We start from the raw sequence: 16,790 nt of genomic DNA on the forward strand, positions 1-16,790 counted from the left end.
TCCTTCGTCGTCGTTCTGTGCTACCAGGTCAGTTTCTCGGACTGGCCGTACCCGTCGATCTCGACCCACGCCTGCGCGCCCGGATAGCCGAAGTAGCAGCTCATCTGCTGGTTGGCGTTGGCGCCGATCTCGTAGTTCTTGCCGCTGGTGAACCGACCCTCGCGGCTGTTCGCGCAGTAGACGCGGTAGTTGCCGGCGGGGAAGTCCTTCGTGTTCAGCACGAGGTAGGCGCACGATTCGGACGAGCAGCCGTCCATGCCCTGGGCCGATGCGCCCTTGGTCACCCAGACGCGCGGAGTTGGCTTCGGTTCGGTGCGTGCCGACTTCGAGGCCTCGGCGCTGACCTGCCCCTCGCTGTCGAATGCGCGGACCCAGATGGTGTGATCCTCGTCGTAACCGCCCCCGACGAGTCGGGACCCACCACTCGCTCCGACGTTCTCCCACCCGCCGGTGTCGACGCGGATCTCGAGACGGTTGATCGGGCGGCCGTTTTCGGCGGGCATCCCCCACGACACGCGCACCTGCTGGCCTTCGCGGGTGGCGTCCGCGGTCGGCTTATTCACTGGTCCGAAGGGACGGACCGGGTTCGAGGGCACGGAGGGTTCGGACGAGTAGCTCGCACCGTCGACCTGAGAGATCGCCTGCAGGCGGATCGTGTGGTTGCCGGCGTTCGAGGCGCCACCGATCGGTCCGCGATTCCACGGCTGGAACGGACCGCCGTCGAGCGAGTACTGGTAGCGGACTTCGCCCGACGCCGCGCCGTTGAGCGCGCCCTCGGTGAAGGTCACGTCGATCGTGTTGTCGTTGCGGGGCGTGGTGGCCTGCACGTTCTGCGGCGCCCCGGGCGCGTTCACCCCGCGTCGAGGTGCCGAGGCGGGGCTCTCCTGCCCCCATCCGGCCTTGTTCCGCGCGGCAACGGTGAAGGTGTAGTCCGCCGTCGATGTCGGAACGGTCACGGCCTGCGACGTCTGCCCGGCGGGAACCGAGATGACACGCGACTGTGCGCCACCCTGGACGGTGAGACGGTATTCGTCGATCGGGTCGCCGTTACCGCTGGGGGCGTTCCATGCCACCTCGATCTGCGCCTGAGTGCCGACAGATTCGAGACGCCTCGTGGTCGGGGCAGCAGCAGGAGCCGGCGGGCCCGCGGGAATCTCGCCCGCCGAGTATCCACTCCAGCTCGACGGCTCGGGCGCGCGGTTGTGGGCGCGGACGCGCACCTGGTAGTTCGTGCCGTTCTCGAGACCTTCCCACACCACGGTGTTGCCCGTGACGCCGGCCTTCTGGGTCAGCCCCGACGGCGGCGCGGGCGAGATCTCGAGCGTGAACGACTCCACGGGTGAACCCGGGGTCGACGGCGTCGTCCAGGCGACGTCGAGTCCCTTGTCGCGGAACTTGAGCGTCGGCGGCTGCGGGGTGTCGGGGCGCGCATCGGGGCGGGCCACGGCCGAAGGAGCCGACGGGTCGGACTCGCCCACCCGGTTCGTGGCGGTCACGACGAAGTTGTACTCGACGTTGTTCGTCAGCCCGTCGAGGGTGCAGGTCGTCGAGGCGCACTGCTTCGAGTAGCCCCCCGACGTCGACTTCACGAGGTACCCGGTGATGTCGGCGCCGTTGTTCGCGGGCGGCGTCCACGACAGCACGACGGTGCGGTCCTGCACGCTCGAGACGGTCGGTGTTCCCGGGGCGTTCGGCTTGCCCTGCACGGTGAGACGGATGCGACCTTCGACCTCGCGGTCGGGGTCGCCCGTCGCATCCTGCACCCGATACCGCACGACCATGGTGCCGTAGAAGTCGGCCGCGGGGGTGACCGAGACCTGGTCGCCGGCCAGCTCGGCGGTGCCGTTACCGGTCTCGGGCACGGCCGAGGTCAGCTTCAACGCCGTCTCGGGGAAGGGGTTGAAGTCGTTCGCGAGCACGGGCACCGAGATCGTCCGACCCTGATCCGACTGCGGCACGACATCGTCGTTCGCCGTCGGAAGCGGACGCGTCGAGGCGGTCACCCGCACCGTCACGATTCCTTCGATCGGGTCGGTCTCACCGTCTTCGATCCGCAGGGGAACGTCGACCGTCGTGCCCTTCGGCGTGCGCGAGTCGGTGCCTACGCGCAGCGTCTGACCTTCGACCGAAGCACTGAACCCGGAGGGCGCGCCGCCGACGATCGAATAACGCATGCCGTCGAGGTCGCCCTCGTCGGGGTCCGTCGTCAGCGCGCGGAGGTCGAGCCCGGTGGCGTCTTCGCCGGGCGAGACGTCCATCTGCCCGTTGACGAACGTGGGCTGCTGATTGTCGGGCGGCAGCACGGTCACGGGCATCGTGAGCGTGGCCTTACGGCCCTCGGGATCATCGGGCCCGGTGCCGTCGGTGACCTCGAACGTGATGGCGTCCTGCCCGAAGTACCCGGGCGCCGACGTGTAGCTCAGGGTCGTCTGGTCCTTGACGAGGTTCGCCCCGTCGGCGTGGGACGCCGCGACCTTCGCCGCCTCGGTGATGACGACGGTGCGCCCGCCGGCCGCTCTCACGTGCTCCGCCAGGGGAAGGTCGACCGTCTCGCCGCTCTGAACCTCGATGCCCTCGGTGGAGATCAGGGTCGGCGGCAGGTCGCTCAGTGCGGGGACGAAGATGAACGCGGATGCTGTCAGGTCGTCCTGGTCGGTGAGGGTGTAGGTGAGCAGCTGCGCCTGCTCGAGGATCGGGATGCGCACGATGCCCTCGCCGCGCACCGTCGCTCCGCCGTCGATCGTGATCTCCAACGCATCGGTGGTGCCGTCGGGGTCTTCGTCGTTGCCGAGCACATCGAGGTCGACGAACTCGTCTTCTTGCACGTCCTGCGGGCGCACCCGGTCGTCACGCGCGATCGGCCGCTGCAGCGGCACGTCTTCGGCGACCGTCACCTGCAGCACTGCGCGAGCCTCCGCACCGCGGGCGTCGCGGATCGTGTACTGCAGCGAGGTCTCCATCGGCTCGGCCGGCGAAGTGACGACCACGCGGTCACCCACGACCCGTGCCTCGATGCCGTCGACCTCGGGCATGATCAGCCCGTCGCTGAAGAGCGCGATCGTATCGCCCTCGGGGTCGGAGTCGTTCGCCAGCACGGGCACGGCCACTTCACGACCCGGCCGCATGATGACGGAGTCCTTCACCGCATAGGGCGCCTGGTTCGTCGTCTCGGTCGGCGCGATGCCCACGCGGATCGACGCGGTCGCCTCGGCTCCGCCGCGGTCGCGGACGCGGTAGGTGAACGCGTCGGCTCCGGTCTCGTCGTCGAACGCCTGGTAGACGAGGAAGTTCGCCCCGGTTTCGGTGAGGCGTCCCTTCGCGGGGGCGGAGTCGAGGCCGACGAGTTCGACGGAGTCGCCGTCGGGGTCGAGACCGTCGAGAGGCACCGCGATGCGCACCTCGGAACCACTGAGGACACGCGAGGTGATGTCGCGCGGCCGGGGTGCTTGGTTGGTCTCGGGATTCGCCGGCAGCACCTGGATCGTGATGTACCCGGCGTCCTTCTGTCCCGTGGAGTCGACGGCCTCATAGGTCGCGTAGACGGTGCCCGGCTGATCGCTCGCGCGGAAACGCACGGTGTCTTGCGAGACGAAGACCTGCCCCTGCTCGGGCGTCGGGAGCGGTGCGACCAGGTCGGGCGCGACATGCATCGTGTCGTTGTTCGGGTGCGTGTCGTTGTCGAGCACCGGGATCGTGACGATGTCGCCCGCGCGGACGACCGCTTCATCGTCGTTGGCCACCGGGGGCTCGAGCTGCTCGGGCGCCGGCACCGGGATGACGACGACCTCACCCTCGGCGGTCTGCGAGCCGTTCGAGATGCGGTAGCCGATGCGTGTCTGCTCGCCGAGGGCGGCCTGGTCGGTGATGCGGAGGGTCTCGTGGTTCAGCACGGCGACAGAGATACCGCTGTTCGGGTCGACCGTCACCGACTGGACGACGAGGATTCCGCCGGACGGATCGATGTCGTTGGCGAGCACGTTGACGAGCACGTCGGCGCCGCTGGTGAGGAGCGCCACGTCGCGGACGGCCACCGGCGGCAGATCGGTCTCGGCGTCGGGCACCACGTCGACACGGACGAGCCCGGGCACCGCGTTGGCACCGGAAGAGACGAGGTACTGCGCGTAATAGACGCCGGGCGCGTTGGAGCGGAACGTGAAGGTGTTGTTCGCGAAATCGGGGACGATCTCGGCACCGGGGACCTCGTCGACGTCGACGCGCGTCAGGCGCAAACCCTCTCGGCTCGAACTGGTGTCGTTGGTCAACGGCGCGACCGTGGCCGTCTGACCGACGCGCACGACGACGTGGTCGGCGTTCGTCACGGGCACCGTCGACCCGGGCGGGCGGATATCGACACGCAGCACGCCGTCGCCGACGTCGGTGCCGTCGGAGACGACGATGGGCACGTCTTTACGGCCCTGGGCGCCGCCGATGGCGCGGTACGAGATGCGGCCGTCCGAGGTGAAGTCCGCTTCGTCGCCGCCCTCGGGCGTGACCGTGCGGAGGAAGACCTCGTCACCGTCGGGGTCGGTCCAGTCGGGAAGCACGTTGTACGACACCGCGGCCCCGGCCTCGACGACCACCGCCGTGACGCGCTTCTGGATGGGCGGTGCGTTGACGTCCCACCCGTGCACGTCGAGTCGCACGGTACCGGTATCGGTTCCGCCGCGGCCGTCGTCGATCTGGTAAGTGAACGAGTCGCTTCCCGACGCCCCCTCGGGAACGGCGATCTGAAGGGCGGCGCCGTTGTTGATCGGCTGCACGTCTCCGAGCGCCGGGCCGCCGTTCGGCAGGGTGACGGTGAGCACGTCGCCATCGGCGTCAGTGTCGTTGTCGAGCACCGGAAGCACGGTGGTGCGCCCCGGCCGCACGCCGAAGTCGTCGTCGGTGGCGACAGGCGAGGTGTTGATCTCGGTGCGCTCGGGCAGGGTCGTCTCGACGGTCTGCTCGGTGGTCTGCTCGTCCTCTTCCGAGTCGCCCTCGGGCGGGGTGATGTCTTCCCAGTTGTCGACGCGCTGCATGCTGTCGCTGGCCATCCACGCCGCGCCGCCGATGATGTCGTTCAGCACGACGACGTCGCGGTTCTGGCGGAACGTCAGCTCCGAACCCGAGTCGATGTCTTCGATGTCGACCGCGAGATCGTTGGCGTCGTCGGTGCAGTCGCGGACGAACCGCGCCGATCCACCCCACGCTCCGTAGGCGCACCCACCGAGGTAGACGGGCGCGGCCGGCGCGCCGTCACCTCCCGCGTCGGTCTCGACCGGGGCGGAGCCGTCGAACGGCACGCTGACGAGCTGCGTCTCCGTGGCGAGCGTGACAGCATCCGAATCGGGCGAGGGCTGCTGCAGAACGGCTGTGTCGCCCCTCGGCACCTCGGTGCGCATGCCCCCCGAGGTGTAGACGGTTCCGGTCTTCTCGTCGAGCACCGCGGCGGTGGTGCCGACGACGGTGACCGTGAGGGCCGAGTCGTCTTCGAGACCGTCGAGAGTGCTCTTCTGCGGGTCGCCGGGCTCGCCGTCGTCTTCGATCGGCACGGTCACGATCTCGCGCGAGTCGGACGAGACGCCGTACACCGTTCCGTCTTGACCGACGGTCACGTCGGCGCCCTCGCCGAGTTCGACGGTCGGTTCGGTTCCTTCGACCGTGAAGCCCGAGACCGCCGCCGACGGCACGATCCAGAGCGATCCCGACGACGCTTCGAGAACGGCCATCGTCGGTCCGCCGAGCGCGACCTTCGCCCCGGCGGGGATGTCTGCGGAGTCGGCGAGCACCACCATCGCGGGGTCGACCGCGGTGACGGTCTTGTCGTCGGTGACGAGCACCGTCGAGCCGTTCTGGGTGATGTCGTACTCGTCGCTGGCGGCGCGGAGGCCCCCGTCGAGCACACGGGACTCGTGGTTGAAGTGCCCCACCATGAGGGAGGACTGCTTCGTGATCCAGACGCCGCCATCGTGGAGGTCGACCTCGGTCGTGGGGTTTCCCTCGTAGACCATCGCCAGGGTCGCCACCGCGACGGCTGAGACCGTCACGATGCTGGCGGAAGCGATCGTACGGCGACGCCGTCGGAGCCACGCGAAAGTTCTCATGGCGACCTCAGCCTCCCCCGGGGGCGTGGGAACGAACTCGGCGAACCCGCCGAAGCCCGTGCACAGTGATATGCCCGGCCAGCCTAACCGCCAGAATGGGCGTCAAAGAACCAGAGTTCGTCGTTGCGAGGCCCCCACCGCCCGGTACCTCTCGTCAGGCGCCGACGTATGCCCGCAGGTGCTGGCCGGTGAGGGTCTCACCGGAGGCGACGAGGTCGGCGGGGGTGCCCTCGAAAACCACCTCGCCGCCGTCGCGACCCGCCCCCGGCCCGATGTCGATGATCCAGTCGCCGTGGGCCATCACCGCCTGGTGATGCTCGATCACGATCACGCTGTTGCCCGCGTCGACCAGCCGGTCGAGCATGGCCAGAAGGTTGTCGACGTCGGCGAGATGGAGGCCGGTCGTCGGCTCGTCGAGCACATAGACCGCTCCCTTCTTCGCCATGTTGATCGCCAACTTGAGCCGCTGCCGTTCTCCGCCCGAGAGCGTGTTCAGGGCCTGACCGAGGGTGATGTAGCCGAGGCCCACGTCGATGAGGCGCGCGAGGGTGATCTGCGCGGGTCCTTTCGGGAAGAATTCGGATGCTTCGGCGACCGACATGGCGAGCACCTCGGCGATGTTCTTCCCCTCCAGAGTGTATTCGAGCACCTCGTCGGAGAACCCCGTTCCTTCGCAGACCTCGCAGACCGTTTCGACGGTCGATTGGAACCCCAGGTCGGTGATGATCACGCCCAGGCCCTTGCAGGCGACGCACGCGCCCTCGGAGTTGGCGGAGAACAGGCCCGGCTTCACGCCGTTGGCTTTCGCGAACGCCGCGCGGATGGTGTCGAGCAGTCCCGTGTACGTCGCAGGGCTGCTGCGCCGCGAACCCTTGATGGCCGACTGGTCGACCACGACGACATCGTCGAACCGCGGAAGGTGTCCGTGAATGAGCGAGGACTTTCCCGAACCCGCGACGCCGGTGACGACGGTCAGAAGGCCCAGCGGCACGTCGACGTCGACGTTCTTGAGGTTGTGCTGCGTGGCCCCGCGGATCTCGAGCGCACCCTTCGGCGCGCGCGTCGACGGCTTCAGTCGAGCGCGGTGATCGAGGTGGCGTCCCGTCAGCGTGCCGGACGCGCGCAGCCCCGCGAGGTCGCCGGTGTACTGGATCTCGCCGCCCGCGCGGCCGGCCCCCGGTCCGAGGTCGATCACGTGGTCGGCGATCGCGATGACCTCGGGCTTGTGCTCGACCACGAGCACGGTGTTGCCCTTGTCTCGCAGCTGAAGGAGCAGCTGGTTCATGCGCTCGATGTCGTGCGGGTGCAGGCCCGCGGTGGGCTCGTCGAAGACGTAGGTGACGTCGGTGAGGCTCGAGCCGAGGTGGCGGATCATCTTCGTGCGCTGCGCCTCGCCGCCCGAGAGGGTTCCGCTCGCCCGGTCGAGCGAGAGGTAGCCCAGCCCGATCTCGACGAACGAGTCGACCGTCTCGCGAAGGCCCGCGATCAGCGGGGCGACGGCGGGATCGTCGACGGTACGCAGCCACGCCGCGAGATCGGTGATCTGCATCGCTGCGGCATCCGCGATGTTGATCTCGTTGATCTTCGAGGACCGCGCCCCCTCGTTCAACCGGGTGCCCCCGCAGTCGGGGCAGGCGGAGAACTTCACCGCCTTCTCGACGAAGGCGCGGACGTGCGGCTGCAGCGCGTCACGGTCTTTCTGCAGCATGCTCTTCGTGATCTTGGGGACGAGACCCTCGTAGGTCATGTTCGTGCCCTGGATCTTGACCTTCACCTGCTCTTTGTAAAGCAGGTCGTGGAGTTGCGCGTCGGTGTAGTCGTCGATCGCCGCGTCGGCGTCGACGAAACCCGACTCGCTGAACACCCGCACCATCCACCCGTCGGCGGTGTACCCCGGAACCTTGATCGCCCCGCCGTTGAGCGACTTCGTGCGGTCGAGCAGTTCATCGAGATCGATCGCGCTGGCTTCGCCCAACCCCTCGCAGCGCGGGCACATTCCCCCCGTGATCTCGAACGACCGGCGCTCCTTCTTGCCCTTGTTCGGGCCGGTGCCGATCGTCACCGCACCCGCGCCCTTCACCGACGGCACATTGAACGAGAACGCCTGCGGCGAACCCACGTGGGGCACACCCAGCCGGCTGAAGAGCATGCGGAGCATCGCGTGCACGTCGGTGGCGGTGCCCACCGTCGAGCGGGCGTTCGCACCCATGCGCTCCTGGTCGACCCTGATCGTCGCGCTCAGGTTCTCGAGCGCATCGACATCGGGCCGCGAGAGCTGACCCATGAACTGCTGCACGAACGTCGGGTAGGTCTCGTTGATGAGCCGTTGCGACTCCGCGGCGATCGTGCCGAAGACCAGCGACGACTTGCCCGACCCGCTCACCCCGGTGAACACGGTGAGCCGGCGCTTCGGAACATCGACGTCGACGTTCTTCAGATTGTTCTCCCGCGCACCCACCACGCGGATCACTTCGTGCGCGTCGGCGACGTGCGGCGACGTCGTGCGGGCGGATGCTTCTGCTGCGGCCATGCGGACCCCCGGGTGAACTCGTTCCCCACAGTGTGCCGCACCCCGCAGACACAGCGCTCCCCTGTCGCGAACGGCGGGTGTGACCGGCCGGATGCGACAGGGGAGCAGTGTTCGTTGCGGGAGGGTCAGCCCTGCGAGCGACGGTTCGTGCGCGGGCTGCGTGCGCCCGCGACCATGCCGGTCGTCGGCACGCCACCGGCGGTGCGGCCGGCGGCGGGACGCTGTGCACCCGCGCCTGCACGACCTGCGCCACCCGAGCGGCCCGCGCCGCCGGAGCGACCGGATGCTGCGGAGCGCGGTGCGTCGGACGACGTACGCGGCGCGTCGGCGCCCTGACCGCGGCCGCGACGAGCGCGCCCGCCGCCCTGGCCGGTCGGAGCCTCGCCGGAACGGACGGCGCGCTTGCGCTGGGCGTTGGCGCCCTGCGAGCGCCCGCCGCCACCCTGCTGCTGCGGCTCCTGCCGCGGCGCGGGCGTGACGTACTCGGCGTGCTCGCCGACGAGTGCGGTCACCTGCGGCGACGTGTGCGTCACCGGCGTGGGGGTCACCTTGATCGCGGCCTTGCGCAGGATGTCCTGCGTGTCGCGACGCTGCTCGGGCAGCATGACCGTGACGACGTCACCGGCGCTGCCGGCACGGGCGGTACGGCCCGAGCGGTGCAGGTACGCCTTGTGCTCGACGGGCGGGTCGACGTGCACGACGAGCGCGACATCGTCGACGTGCACACCGCGGGCGGCGACGTCGGTGGCGACGAGCACGCGAGCGGTGCCGGCGCCGAAGGCGGCGAGGTTGCGGTCGCGCTGCGGCTGCGACAGGTTGCCGTGCAGGTCGACCGACGGGATGCCCGCGTCGGTGAGCGTGCGCGCCAGCTTCTTGGCCTGGTGCTTGGTGCGCGTGAACAGGATGCGACGGCTCGTGCCCGACGCGAGGGCCTTGATGAGGTGCTTCTTGGCCTCGGCGTCCGACGCCTCGAAGACGTGGTGGGTCATCGCGGCGACGTGGGACGTCGCCTCGTCGACGGAGTGCAGCACCTCGTTATGCAGGAAGCGGCGCACGATCTTGTCGACGCCGTTGTCGAGCGTCGCCGAGAACAGCATGCGCTGCCCGCTCTTGGGGGTCTTGTCCAGGATGCGGGTGACCACGGGCAGGAACCCGAGGTCGGCCATGTGGTCGGCCTCGTCGAGCACGGTGACCTCGATGTCGTCGAGCGACACGAAGCGCTGGTTCATGAGGTCTTCGAGCCGACCGGGGCAGGCCACGACGATGTCGACACCGGCGTTCATCGCGTCGACCTGACGCTTCTGCGTCACGCCGCCGTAGATGGTGGTGGTGTTCATGCCGTAGGCGGCCGCCAGCGGCGCGATGACGGCGTCGATCTGGTTGGCGAGCTCGCGGGTCGGGGCCAGCACGAGCGCGCGGGGGCGACGAGCCTTGCGAGCGGACTTGTTCTCGCCGAGGCGCGCGACGAGGGGCAGCGCGAAGGCGAGGGTCTTGCCCGAGCCGGTCTTGCCGCGGCCGAGCACGTCACGGCCCGAGAGGGTGTCGACGAGCGTGTCGGACTGGATCGGGAACGGCTCGTTCTTGCCCTGCTCGGCGAGAACGCGCACGAGCGCGGCCGGAAGACCGAGCTCGGCGAACGTCTGGGAAGACGTGGTGGGGGAAGGCATGGTCATACTGCTCCTTGCGGCGAGCGCAGGCGAGCGCAAGCCGTAATCTGTCCGCCGCCGGGCCGGGAAGACCGGGGCGGGAAGTTGGCGAAGGCATCGGGTCGACGCATCCGTTCGCCGTAGAAAGTCAAAGGCCGAAAGGCCGGTGCGTTCAACGACGCAGGGAGCGAGATTCGCTCCGCAGTGCCTCTAGTCTACCCGCTCGGCGGTGCGCCAGCATCCGGCGACGTGGTCGTCGACCATGCCACCCGACTGCATGAGGGCGTACATGGTGGTGGGGCCGACGAACCGGAAGCCCCGCTTTCGAAGCGCCTTGCTCATCGCCGTCGACTCGGGAGTCGTCGCGGGGACGTCGGCGAAAGAGGCCGGCGGGGTGCGCGGATGCTGCGGGGCGAACCCCCAGAGGAAGCTGTCGAGCTCCCCCGGTTCGAGGGCGTCGACGAGCCGCGCATTCGAGATCGTGGCGAGGATCTTGGCGCGGTTGCGGATGATGCCGGCGTCGCCCATGAGCCGCTCGACGTCGTCGTCCGTGAAGGCCGAGACGATGCCGGGCTCGAATCCCGCGAACACCTCGCGGAATCGCGGGCGCTTGCGCAGGATCGTGATCCAGCTGAGGCCGGCCTGGAACCCCTCGAGGCTCATCTTCTCGAACAGCGCCCGGTCACCGTGCAGCGGCGCGCCCCACTCCTCGTCGTGGTAGCGCTGGTACTCGCCGTCGTCGCCCGCCCACGCGCAGCGTGAGACGCCGTCGGCGCCGATCAGAACATCCACGCCCGTCACCCTAGCCGCGCCGCCGCGACGCCAGGCCAGCGGAGACAGCGAAAGGCGGAGACCCCCGAACGGGAGCCTCCGCCTTTCGGTGTCGGGTCAGGCGGTGCGGCGGCGGATGACCAGGCGCGTGCCGAAGCCCGCGGCGATCAACAGGCTCGCGCCGAACATCAGCACCCACGGGTTCGTGTCAGAACCCGTCGCGGGCAGCACGTCGGGCCGCGTGGGGTCCGTCGGCGGAGCATCGACACCGGGGACGACCGGCGGAGCGACCGCGATCGGGGCGACCTCGACCACCCAGATGACGGCACCCGTCGCGATCGGGGCAGCACCCTCCGGGACCGGCCCGGCGACTCCCTGCGGGGCCACACGGTATTCCCGCGGTGCCGCGAAGAGCGCCTCACCATCAGCCGTCGCGGGAGCAGACGTTTCCGTGACCTCGAGTTCACCGCTCGCGCCCACCGCGGTGACACCGATCACCTGGTAGCCGGCGGGGACCTTCGGGCGGATGCCGTATTCGGCTGCGCCGAACACCGCGAGCTCGCCGTCGTTCTCGGTCGCGATGAACGCTCCGGCACCGGGGGCGGCTTCTTCGCCCACCGCGACCTCGTCGTTCGCCAGGAACTCGACCTCGGCGCCCGGGACGAGCGCATCGACCGGTGCGTCGACCGGCGTCTCGCCCGTGACGGCCGTCGTGTCGACGAAGCCCGCGATCTGGAACACCGAAGCGGAACCGACGAAGACCTGTGCGGCCTCGTCCTCGTCGGCGACCACGTCGAGGTCGGCGAAGACCACTCCGACGAGGGCGTCGTCGACGACCACCGGGGCGGTCGTGCCGTCAGCGTTGATGCGCGTGCCCTCGAACGAGATCGTCTCGGTCTCGGCCTCGACGACATCGCGGTACGACTCGATCGCCGTCGCGTCCCAGAGAGCCACGGTGGCCTCGGGGAACTCGAGCTCGGGCATCTCGGGCATCTCGGGCATGTCGGGAACGTCGGGGAGCTCGACGTAGACGGTCGCCTCGCCCGGCGCAACGCCGGTGAACGCGTAGGTGCCGTCGAGCGAGGTCGTCGCCCACCAGTCACCTGCGGCGTCGAGGAGGTAGACCTCGGAGCCCGGGATCGTCTCGTCGGCGGCCGACTCGTAGACACCGTCGAGTTCGACGTCGGCGAAGTAGGTCACATCGACCGCGGCCGTCGGAATCTCTTCCAGCGTCACCGTGAACGTCGGCGCCGCGGAGTACGACGCGGCGTCAGCCGTGTCGATCCAGAACGAGGTGCCGTCGTCATCGGTCACGTCGATCTCGGGAGCGCCCGGGTTGTTGTCCTGACGAGCGGTCACCTCCGCGATCTGGTAGCCCTCCGGAGCCTCGACGCGCACGCCGATCTCGTCGGGCAGGTGGCGCACGTAGTACGACGCCTCGTTGAACGCCTCGTAGGTGCCCGTCTCGTAGTCCACGGCGGGGTACCACTCGCGGTTCGAGCCGATCTCGACGGAGACGCCGGTGGCCGGAGTGCCGTCTTCGTACTCGACCTCGGCGGCCGCGCGCAGACCCGTGAAGCCGACCTCCATGGCTACGCCGTCTTCGTCGACCATGACGGTCGCGACAGCCGAGGAGTAGGCCGAGGTGCTCTCGTTCGGGATGCGCTCGATGTCGTCCGCCGATGCGACACCGGTGCTGTCGAAGAAGATCGCGTCGAACGAGGAGCTCGGGTAGGTGAAGTACACCTTCGCCTCACCGACGGGGACGTCTTCGAAGACCTGGTCGCCGTTGGCGGCGGGGGTCGGGCTGAAGACAGCGCCTTGTGCGGTCACCAGCTGGCGCACGCGCGAGTTCTTCTCGTCGTAGCGGCCGTCCTTCGCGAGCTTCGTCGCATCGAACACGCCGTCGGCGTAGCGGTCGTCGAACGACGCCACGCGCAGGTCAGCGGTGGGGAGCTCCGCGAGCGTGACGGTGAAGGTCGGGTTCGACGTGTAGGTCGAGGCATCCGTGGTCTTGATCCAGTAGGCACCGTCGCGTGCCGTCACCGGGATGGGATCGATGTTGCCGCCGGAGGACACCGCGGTGACCTCGTCGACGCTGTAGCCCGCCGGAGCCGTGACGCGCACACCGAACTCGCCCGGGAGCAGGAAGACGTAGCCGTTGTCGAGGTGCTCGTAGCTTCCGGCCTGGAAGGAGTACTCGGTCGCGGGCAGCCACTCGCCGTTCGAGCCGAGCTCGACGGCGACGTTCGACGCCGGGGTGCCGTCGGGGTAACGCACATCGGCGACAGCTCGGAGGCCCGAGATGCCGATCGTGCGCGAGACGTTCGCGCCCTCGCCGATCGTCACCGACGCTTCTGCACGGGGGTCCCAGCTGCTGCCGACCTGCGTGAGCTTCTGCAGTTTCGACGGATCGGTCGCATCGAACAGCATCGCGTTGACGGGGACCGTGGGGTACTGAACCCGGAGCTTGGCGGCTCCCGCGGGCACGTCGTCGAAGAACCACTTGCCGTCGACCTCGGTCGAGGTCCAGGTGGTCCCGTCGGAGGCCTCGAGGGTGGGCGCTCCGAGGTACTGACGGATCGCGTCGCTCTGGCCGGTCCGGCCCACCTTCGACGTGTCGAAGACGCCGTCCTGATAGCGGTCTTCGAAGACCGTGACGGTCAGGTCGCCGACAGCGGCGGCGGCCGCGACGGCGCGCTGCGAACGCTCGGCGTTCTTCGTCAGCGGTGCGGGCGCGACCTCTTCGGCCGGGGCCTCGGTCGGCTCCGCCGGAGCGGCGGGCTCGGGCGACGAAGCCTGTTCGGGGGCCGCGGTCTCGGTCGCCGCGGGAGTGGCGGTGGCCGACTCATCCAGCGGGACCGCAACGGCGGGGGCTGCGGTGGTGACGAGGACGGCGGCAAGTGCGGCCGCGCCCCATCCGGTCAATCGTGCGTTTCGCACCAGGTGTCTCCTGTGATTGTCGGGTTCGACAGGGGCGCCGCGGGCTTTGCGGCCTTCCCAACCTATGAATGCGTCACTCCGGACCGAGGGTCCCGCCCCACTTGTTCACCGAACGGTCTCGCTTTCTTTCCCGATACCGCCAACGAAGCGCTCGTGCGCGGGAGGAGGGCTCTTCCGCACAGTAGAAAGGAGACATGGAACGGAGCCCACGATGACCGCCGACGGAGCACCCACCGGCGCATCGGGCACTCCCGCCGAAGAGGTGCTCGAGGCGCGCCTGGAGCCGTCGAAGATGACAGCCGCGAAACGGCTCGCCCGCAACGCGCTGGCCTTCGTCGTGTCGAGTGTGAGCGGTGGGGGCGGCGACGACCTGCTCCCGGGCCTCGACCTCGTCGTGACCCGGCGAGACACGGGCGCAGAGGTGCTGAGGGTGCGAGCCGGGCAATTCGAAGAGGCCGGACACCTGCTCGAGCACACGTGGCGCGACCTGGCACAGATGACCGTGGAGCAGTTCGTGCGGTCGTGGCGGGTCATAGACGAATGACGGATGCTGCGAGCCCGCCGGGGCCCGCAGCATCCGACACACCCGTTACTTCTTGGCCGGCTTCTTCTCGGGGATCGGAGCCTTGCCCGAGGCCTCGAGATCGGCGTAGTAGGCCGTCGCCTCGTTCTGTCGCGCGGCTTCGGCACCCGACGAGATCGACGCCCGCACGTGCTCGGGCTCGTACCCGAACGCGTCGACGAGGTCTTGCGCGTGGGGGCGCAGGCGCGTGCAGAGACGGTCGATGTAGCTCGAGACGGCCCCCGCCCGCTGGGTGGAGAGACGCCCGTTGATGAGGTACCAGGCGAGGTGCTTCTCGATGAGGCTCAGGCCGAAGAGATCTCGCACCCACGTGAGCACCTTGATGGTGCCCGGGTCGTCGATGCCCTTGAGCGCATCGGTGAAGGCCTCCCACTGCAGCAGCTCGCCGTGCGCGCGCGCGGCCTCGATGAGCTCGGACTGGTTCTGGTTGAACAGCGCCGCCGCCTCTTCTCGAGGAAGCTTGGATGCTGCACGCAGCCGCCCCGCGATCTGCTCGACCATGTGCTGCACCCGGCCCGTGAGCAGTTCGTGCTGCTGGTCGCCGCGGAGTCCCCGCTCCACCGCGCGCGCTGTCGAGCCGAAGTCGGTCACCGTCTGCCCGAGCTGACGCAGGCCGGCGCCGTGGAAGAGGTTGCCCGCGGTCTGGCCGACGGCGTAGGCAGCCAGCGCCCGCGCGTCTTTGCCCTTGAACTGCTTGCCGTAATCGGCCAGCAGGCGCTTGCCGACGAGCTGGAGGAGCACGTTGTTGTCGCCCTCGAACGTGACGTAGATGTCGAGGTCGCTGCGGAGTCCGGTCAAACGGTTCTCGGCGAGGAAACCCGCACCGCCGCAGGCCTCGCGCGACTCCTGCAGCGTGTCGAGCGCGTGCCAGGTCGACAGCGGCTTCAGCACCGCGGCGAGGGTCTCGAGGTCTTCGCGGTCGGCGTCGGTGTCGGTGCGCCCGCTGAAGACGCCGTCGAACTTCTTGAGGAACTCGTCGTGGGCGAAGATCTGCGCGTACGTCGTCGCGAGACGGGGCAGAAGCCGGCGCTGGTGCTTGGCGTAGTCGAGCAGCACGACCTCGTCGGTGCCCGCCCCCGAGTCGAACTGACGGCGCTGGTTGCCGTAGGTGATCGCGATGTTCAGACCCAGAGCCGAGGCCCACGCGGCCGAGCCGTCGAGCGAGATGCGCCCCTGCACGAGCGTGCCGAGCATCGTGAAGAACCGGCGGCCCGGGCTCGAGATCGCGCTCGAATAGGTGCCGTCGGCGGCGACGTCGCCGTAGCGGTTCAAGAGGTTCGTGCGGGGAACCCGCACCTGGTCGAAGTGGAGCCTGCCGTTGTCGATGCCGTTCAGGCCGCCCTTGACCCCGTCGTCTTCGCCCCCGATGCCCGGGAGGAAGTCGCCGTTCTCGTCGCGGATCGGCACGTAGAAGCAGTGCACGCCGTGGTTGACGCCGTTCGTGATGAGCTGGGCGAAGAGGGTGGCGGCCTTGCCGTGCAGCGCGGCGTTGCCGAGGTAGTCCTTCCACGCCCCACGGAAAGGGGTGTGGATGACGAACTCCGAGGTTTCGGCGTCGTAGGTGGCCGTCGTGCCGATCGCGGCGACGTCGGAGCCGTGCCCCGTCTCGGTCATCGCGAAAGCGCCCGGGATCTCGAGGCTCATCGCGCCCGGCAACCACTTCTCGTGGTGCTCTTCGGTGCCCAGCTGGTAGATCGCGGCGCCGAAGAGGCCCCACTGCACGCCCGACTTGATCTGCAGGCTCGGGTCTGCGGCGACGAGCTCTTCGAAGCCGGCGATGTTGCCGCCCTGGTCGTCGTTGCCCCCGAACCGCTTGGGAAAGGCGCGGTGCACGGCCTTGTTGTCGACCAGGAGGTGCAGCTGGCTCAGCACGCGCTCGCGGTGCTCGGCCACGGTCTGCCCGTCGATGCGCCAGAACGCGGGGTCCTTGATCATCTCGCGCGCCTGCCGGCGCACGTGGCCCCACGTACCGAGCAGCAGATCGGTAACCCGATCGGTGTCGATACGGGCCTCGGATGCTTCGGCCGCCGTGTGGGCGGCGGTCGGCGCGCCACCGGCCGGGGTTCGCTTCTCGGTCGAGGGAGTCTCGGGACGGACTGCGGCGTCGGTCATTACAGCACCTTCTTCAACGAAAACGGGAACGATCCCACGGTAGGACTCCCACAACACTCAGCCAACCTGATTGGTCCATAACGACAACGCACGCGGGCATGTCCCGACGCCCGGCTTGTGCG

At 69.1% G+C, this 16,790-nt stretch carries 7 protein-coding genes; 1 reads left to right on the forward strand and 6 read right to left on the reverse strand.

What is annotated here, in order from left to right; all coding sequences use genetic code 11:
- Positions 1 to 20 precede the first annotated feature (20 nt).
- From ACFXQA_RS03680 to ACFXQA_RS03700, 5 genes are all read right to left on the reverse strand, one after another.
- On the reverse strand, positions 21 to 6,083 hold the full coding sequence (locus ACFXQA_RS03680; protein WP_394518439.1) for an Ig-like domain-containing protein: 6,063 nt from the start codon (positions 6,081 to 6,083) through the stop codon (positions 21 to 23).
- Positions 6,084 to 6,237: 154 nt separating this feature from the next.
- Positions 6,238 to 8,613 carry an ATP-binding cassette domain-containing protein gene (locus ACFXQA_RS03685; protein WP_394518440.1) on the reverse strand — a complete coding sequence of 792 codons (2,376 nt, stop codon included), beginning with the start codon at positions 8,611 to 8,613 and terminating at the stop codon, positions 6,238 to 6,240.
- A gap of 125 nt (positions 8,614 to 8,738) precedes the next feature.
- A complete protein-coding gene (locus ACFXQA_RS03690; RefSeq protein ID WP_394518441.1) occupies positions 8,739 to 10,286 on the reverse strand; it encodes a DEAD/DEAH box helicase in 1,548 nt (515 codons plus the stop codon).
- Positions 10,287 to 10,469: 183 nt separating this feature from the next.
- Positions 10,470 to 11,060 (reverse strand): DNA-3-methyladenine glycosylase I, encoded by a 591-nt coding sequence (locus ACFXQA_RS03695; RefSeq protein WP_394518442.1) that lies wholly within the window; start codon positions 11,058 to 11,060, stop codon positions 10,470 to 10,472.
- Between the two features lie 87 nt (positions 11,061 to 11,147).
- Complete coding sequence (locus ACFXQA_RS03700; RefSeq protein WP_394518443.1) at positions 11,148 to 13,973, reverse strand: LPXTG cell wall anchor domain-containing protein; 2,826 nt, start codon at positions 13,971 to 13,973, stop codon at positions 11,148 to 11,150.
- 211 nt (positions 13,974 to 14,184) lie between these two features.
- On the opposite strand from ACFXQA_RS03700, the gene ACFXQA_RS03705 reads away from it, so the two are divergent.
- Positions 14,185 to 14,517 carry a hypothetical protein gene (locus ACFXQA_RS03705; protein WP_394518444.1) on the forward strand — a complete coding sequence of 111 codons (333 nt, stop codon included), beginning with the start codon at positions 14,185 to 14,187 and terminating at the stop codon, positions 14,515 to 14,517.
- 45 nt (positions 14,518 to 14,562) lie between these two features.
- Here ACFXQA_RS03705 and ACFXQA_RS03710 read toward each other — a convergent pair whose 3' ends face one another.
- A complete protein-coding gene (locus ACFXQA_RS03710) occupies positions 14,563 to 16,668 on the reverse strand; it encodes an acyl-CoA dehydrogenase family protein (protein ID WP_394518445.1) in 2,106 nt (701 codons plus the stop codon).
- Positions 16,669 to 16,790: the final 122 nt, after the last annotated feature.

Origin of the sequence: Microbacterium shimangi (assembly GCF_043556445.1) — a bacterium.
GTDB lineage: Bacteria > Actinomycetota > Actinomycetes > Actinomycetales > Microbacteriaceae > Microbacterium.

Bases quoted from the DNA above. Each gene is read 5' to 3' on its own strand.
- ACFXQA_RS03705 (WP_394518444.1), top strand. From the start codon at position 14,185: ATGACCGCCGACGGAGCACCCACCGGCGCATCGGGCACTCCCGCCGAA.
- ACFXQA_RS03685 (WP_394518440.1), bottom strand. From the start codon at position 8,613: ATGGCCGCAGCAGAAGCATCCGCCCGCACGACGTCGCCGCACGTCGCC.
- ACFXQA_RS03710 (WP_394518445.1), bottom strand. From the start codon at position 16,668: ATGACCGACGCCGCAGTCCGTCCCGAGACTCCCTCGACCGAGAAGCGA.
- ACFXQA_RS03680 (WP_394518439.1), bottom strand. From the start codon at position 6,083: ATGAGAACTTTCGCGTGGCTCCGACGGCGTCGCCGTACGATCGCTTCC.
- ACFXQA_RS03690 (WP_394518441.1), bottom strand. From the start codon at position 10,286: ATGACCATGCCTTCCCCCACCACGTCTTCCCAGACGTTCGCCGAGCTC.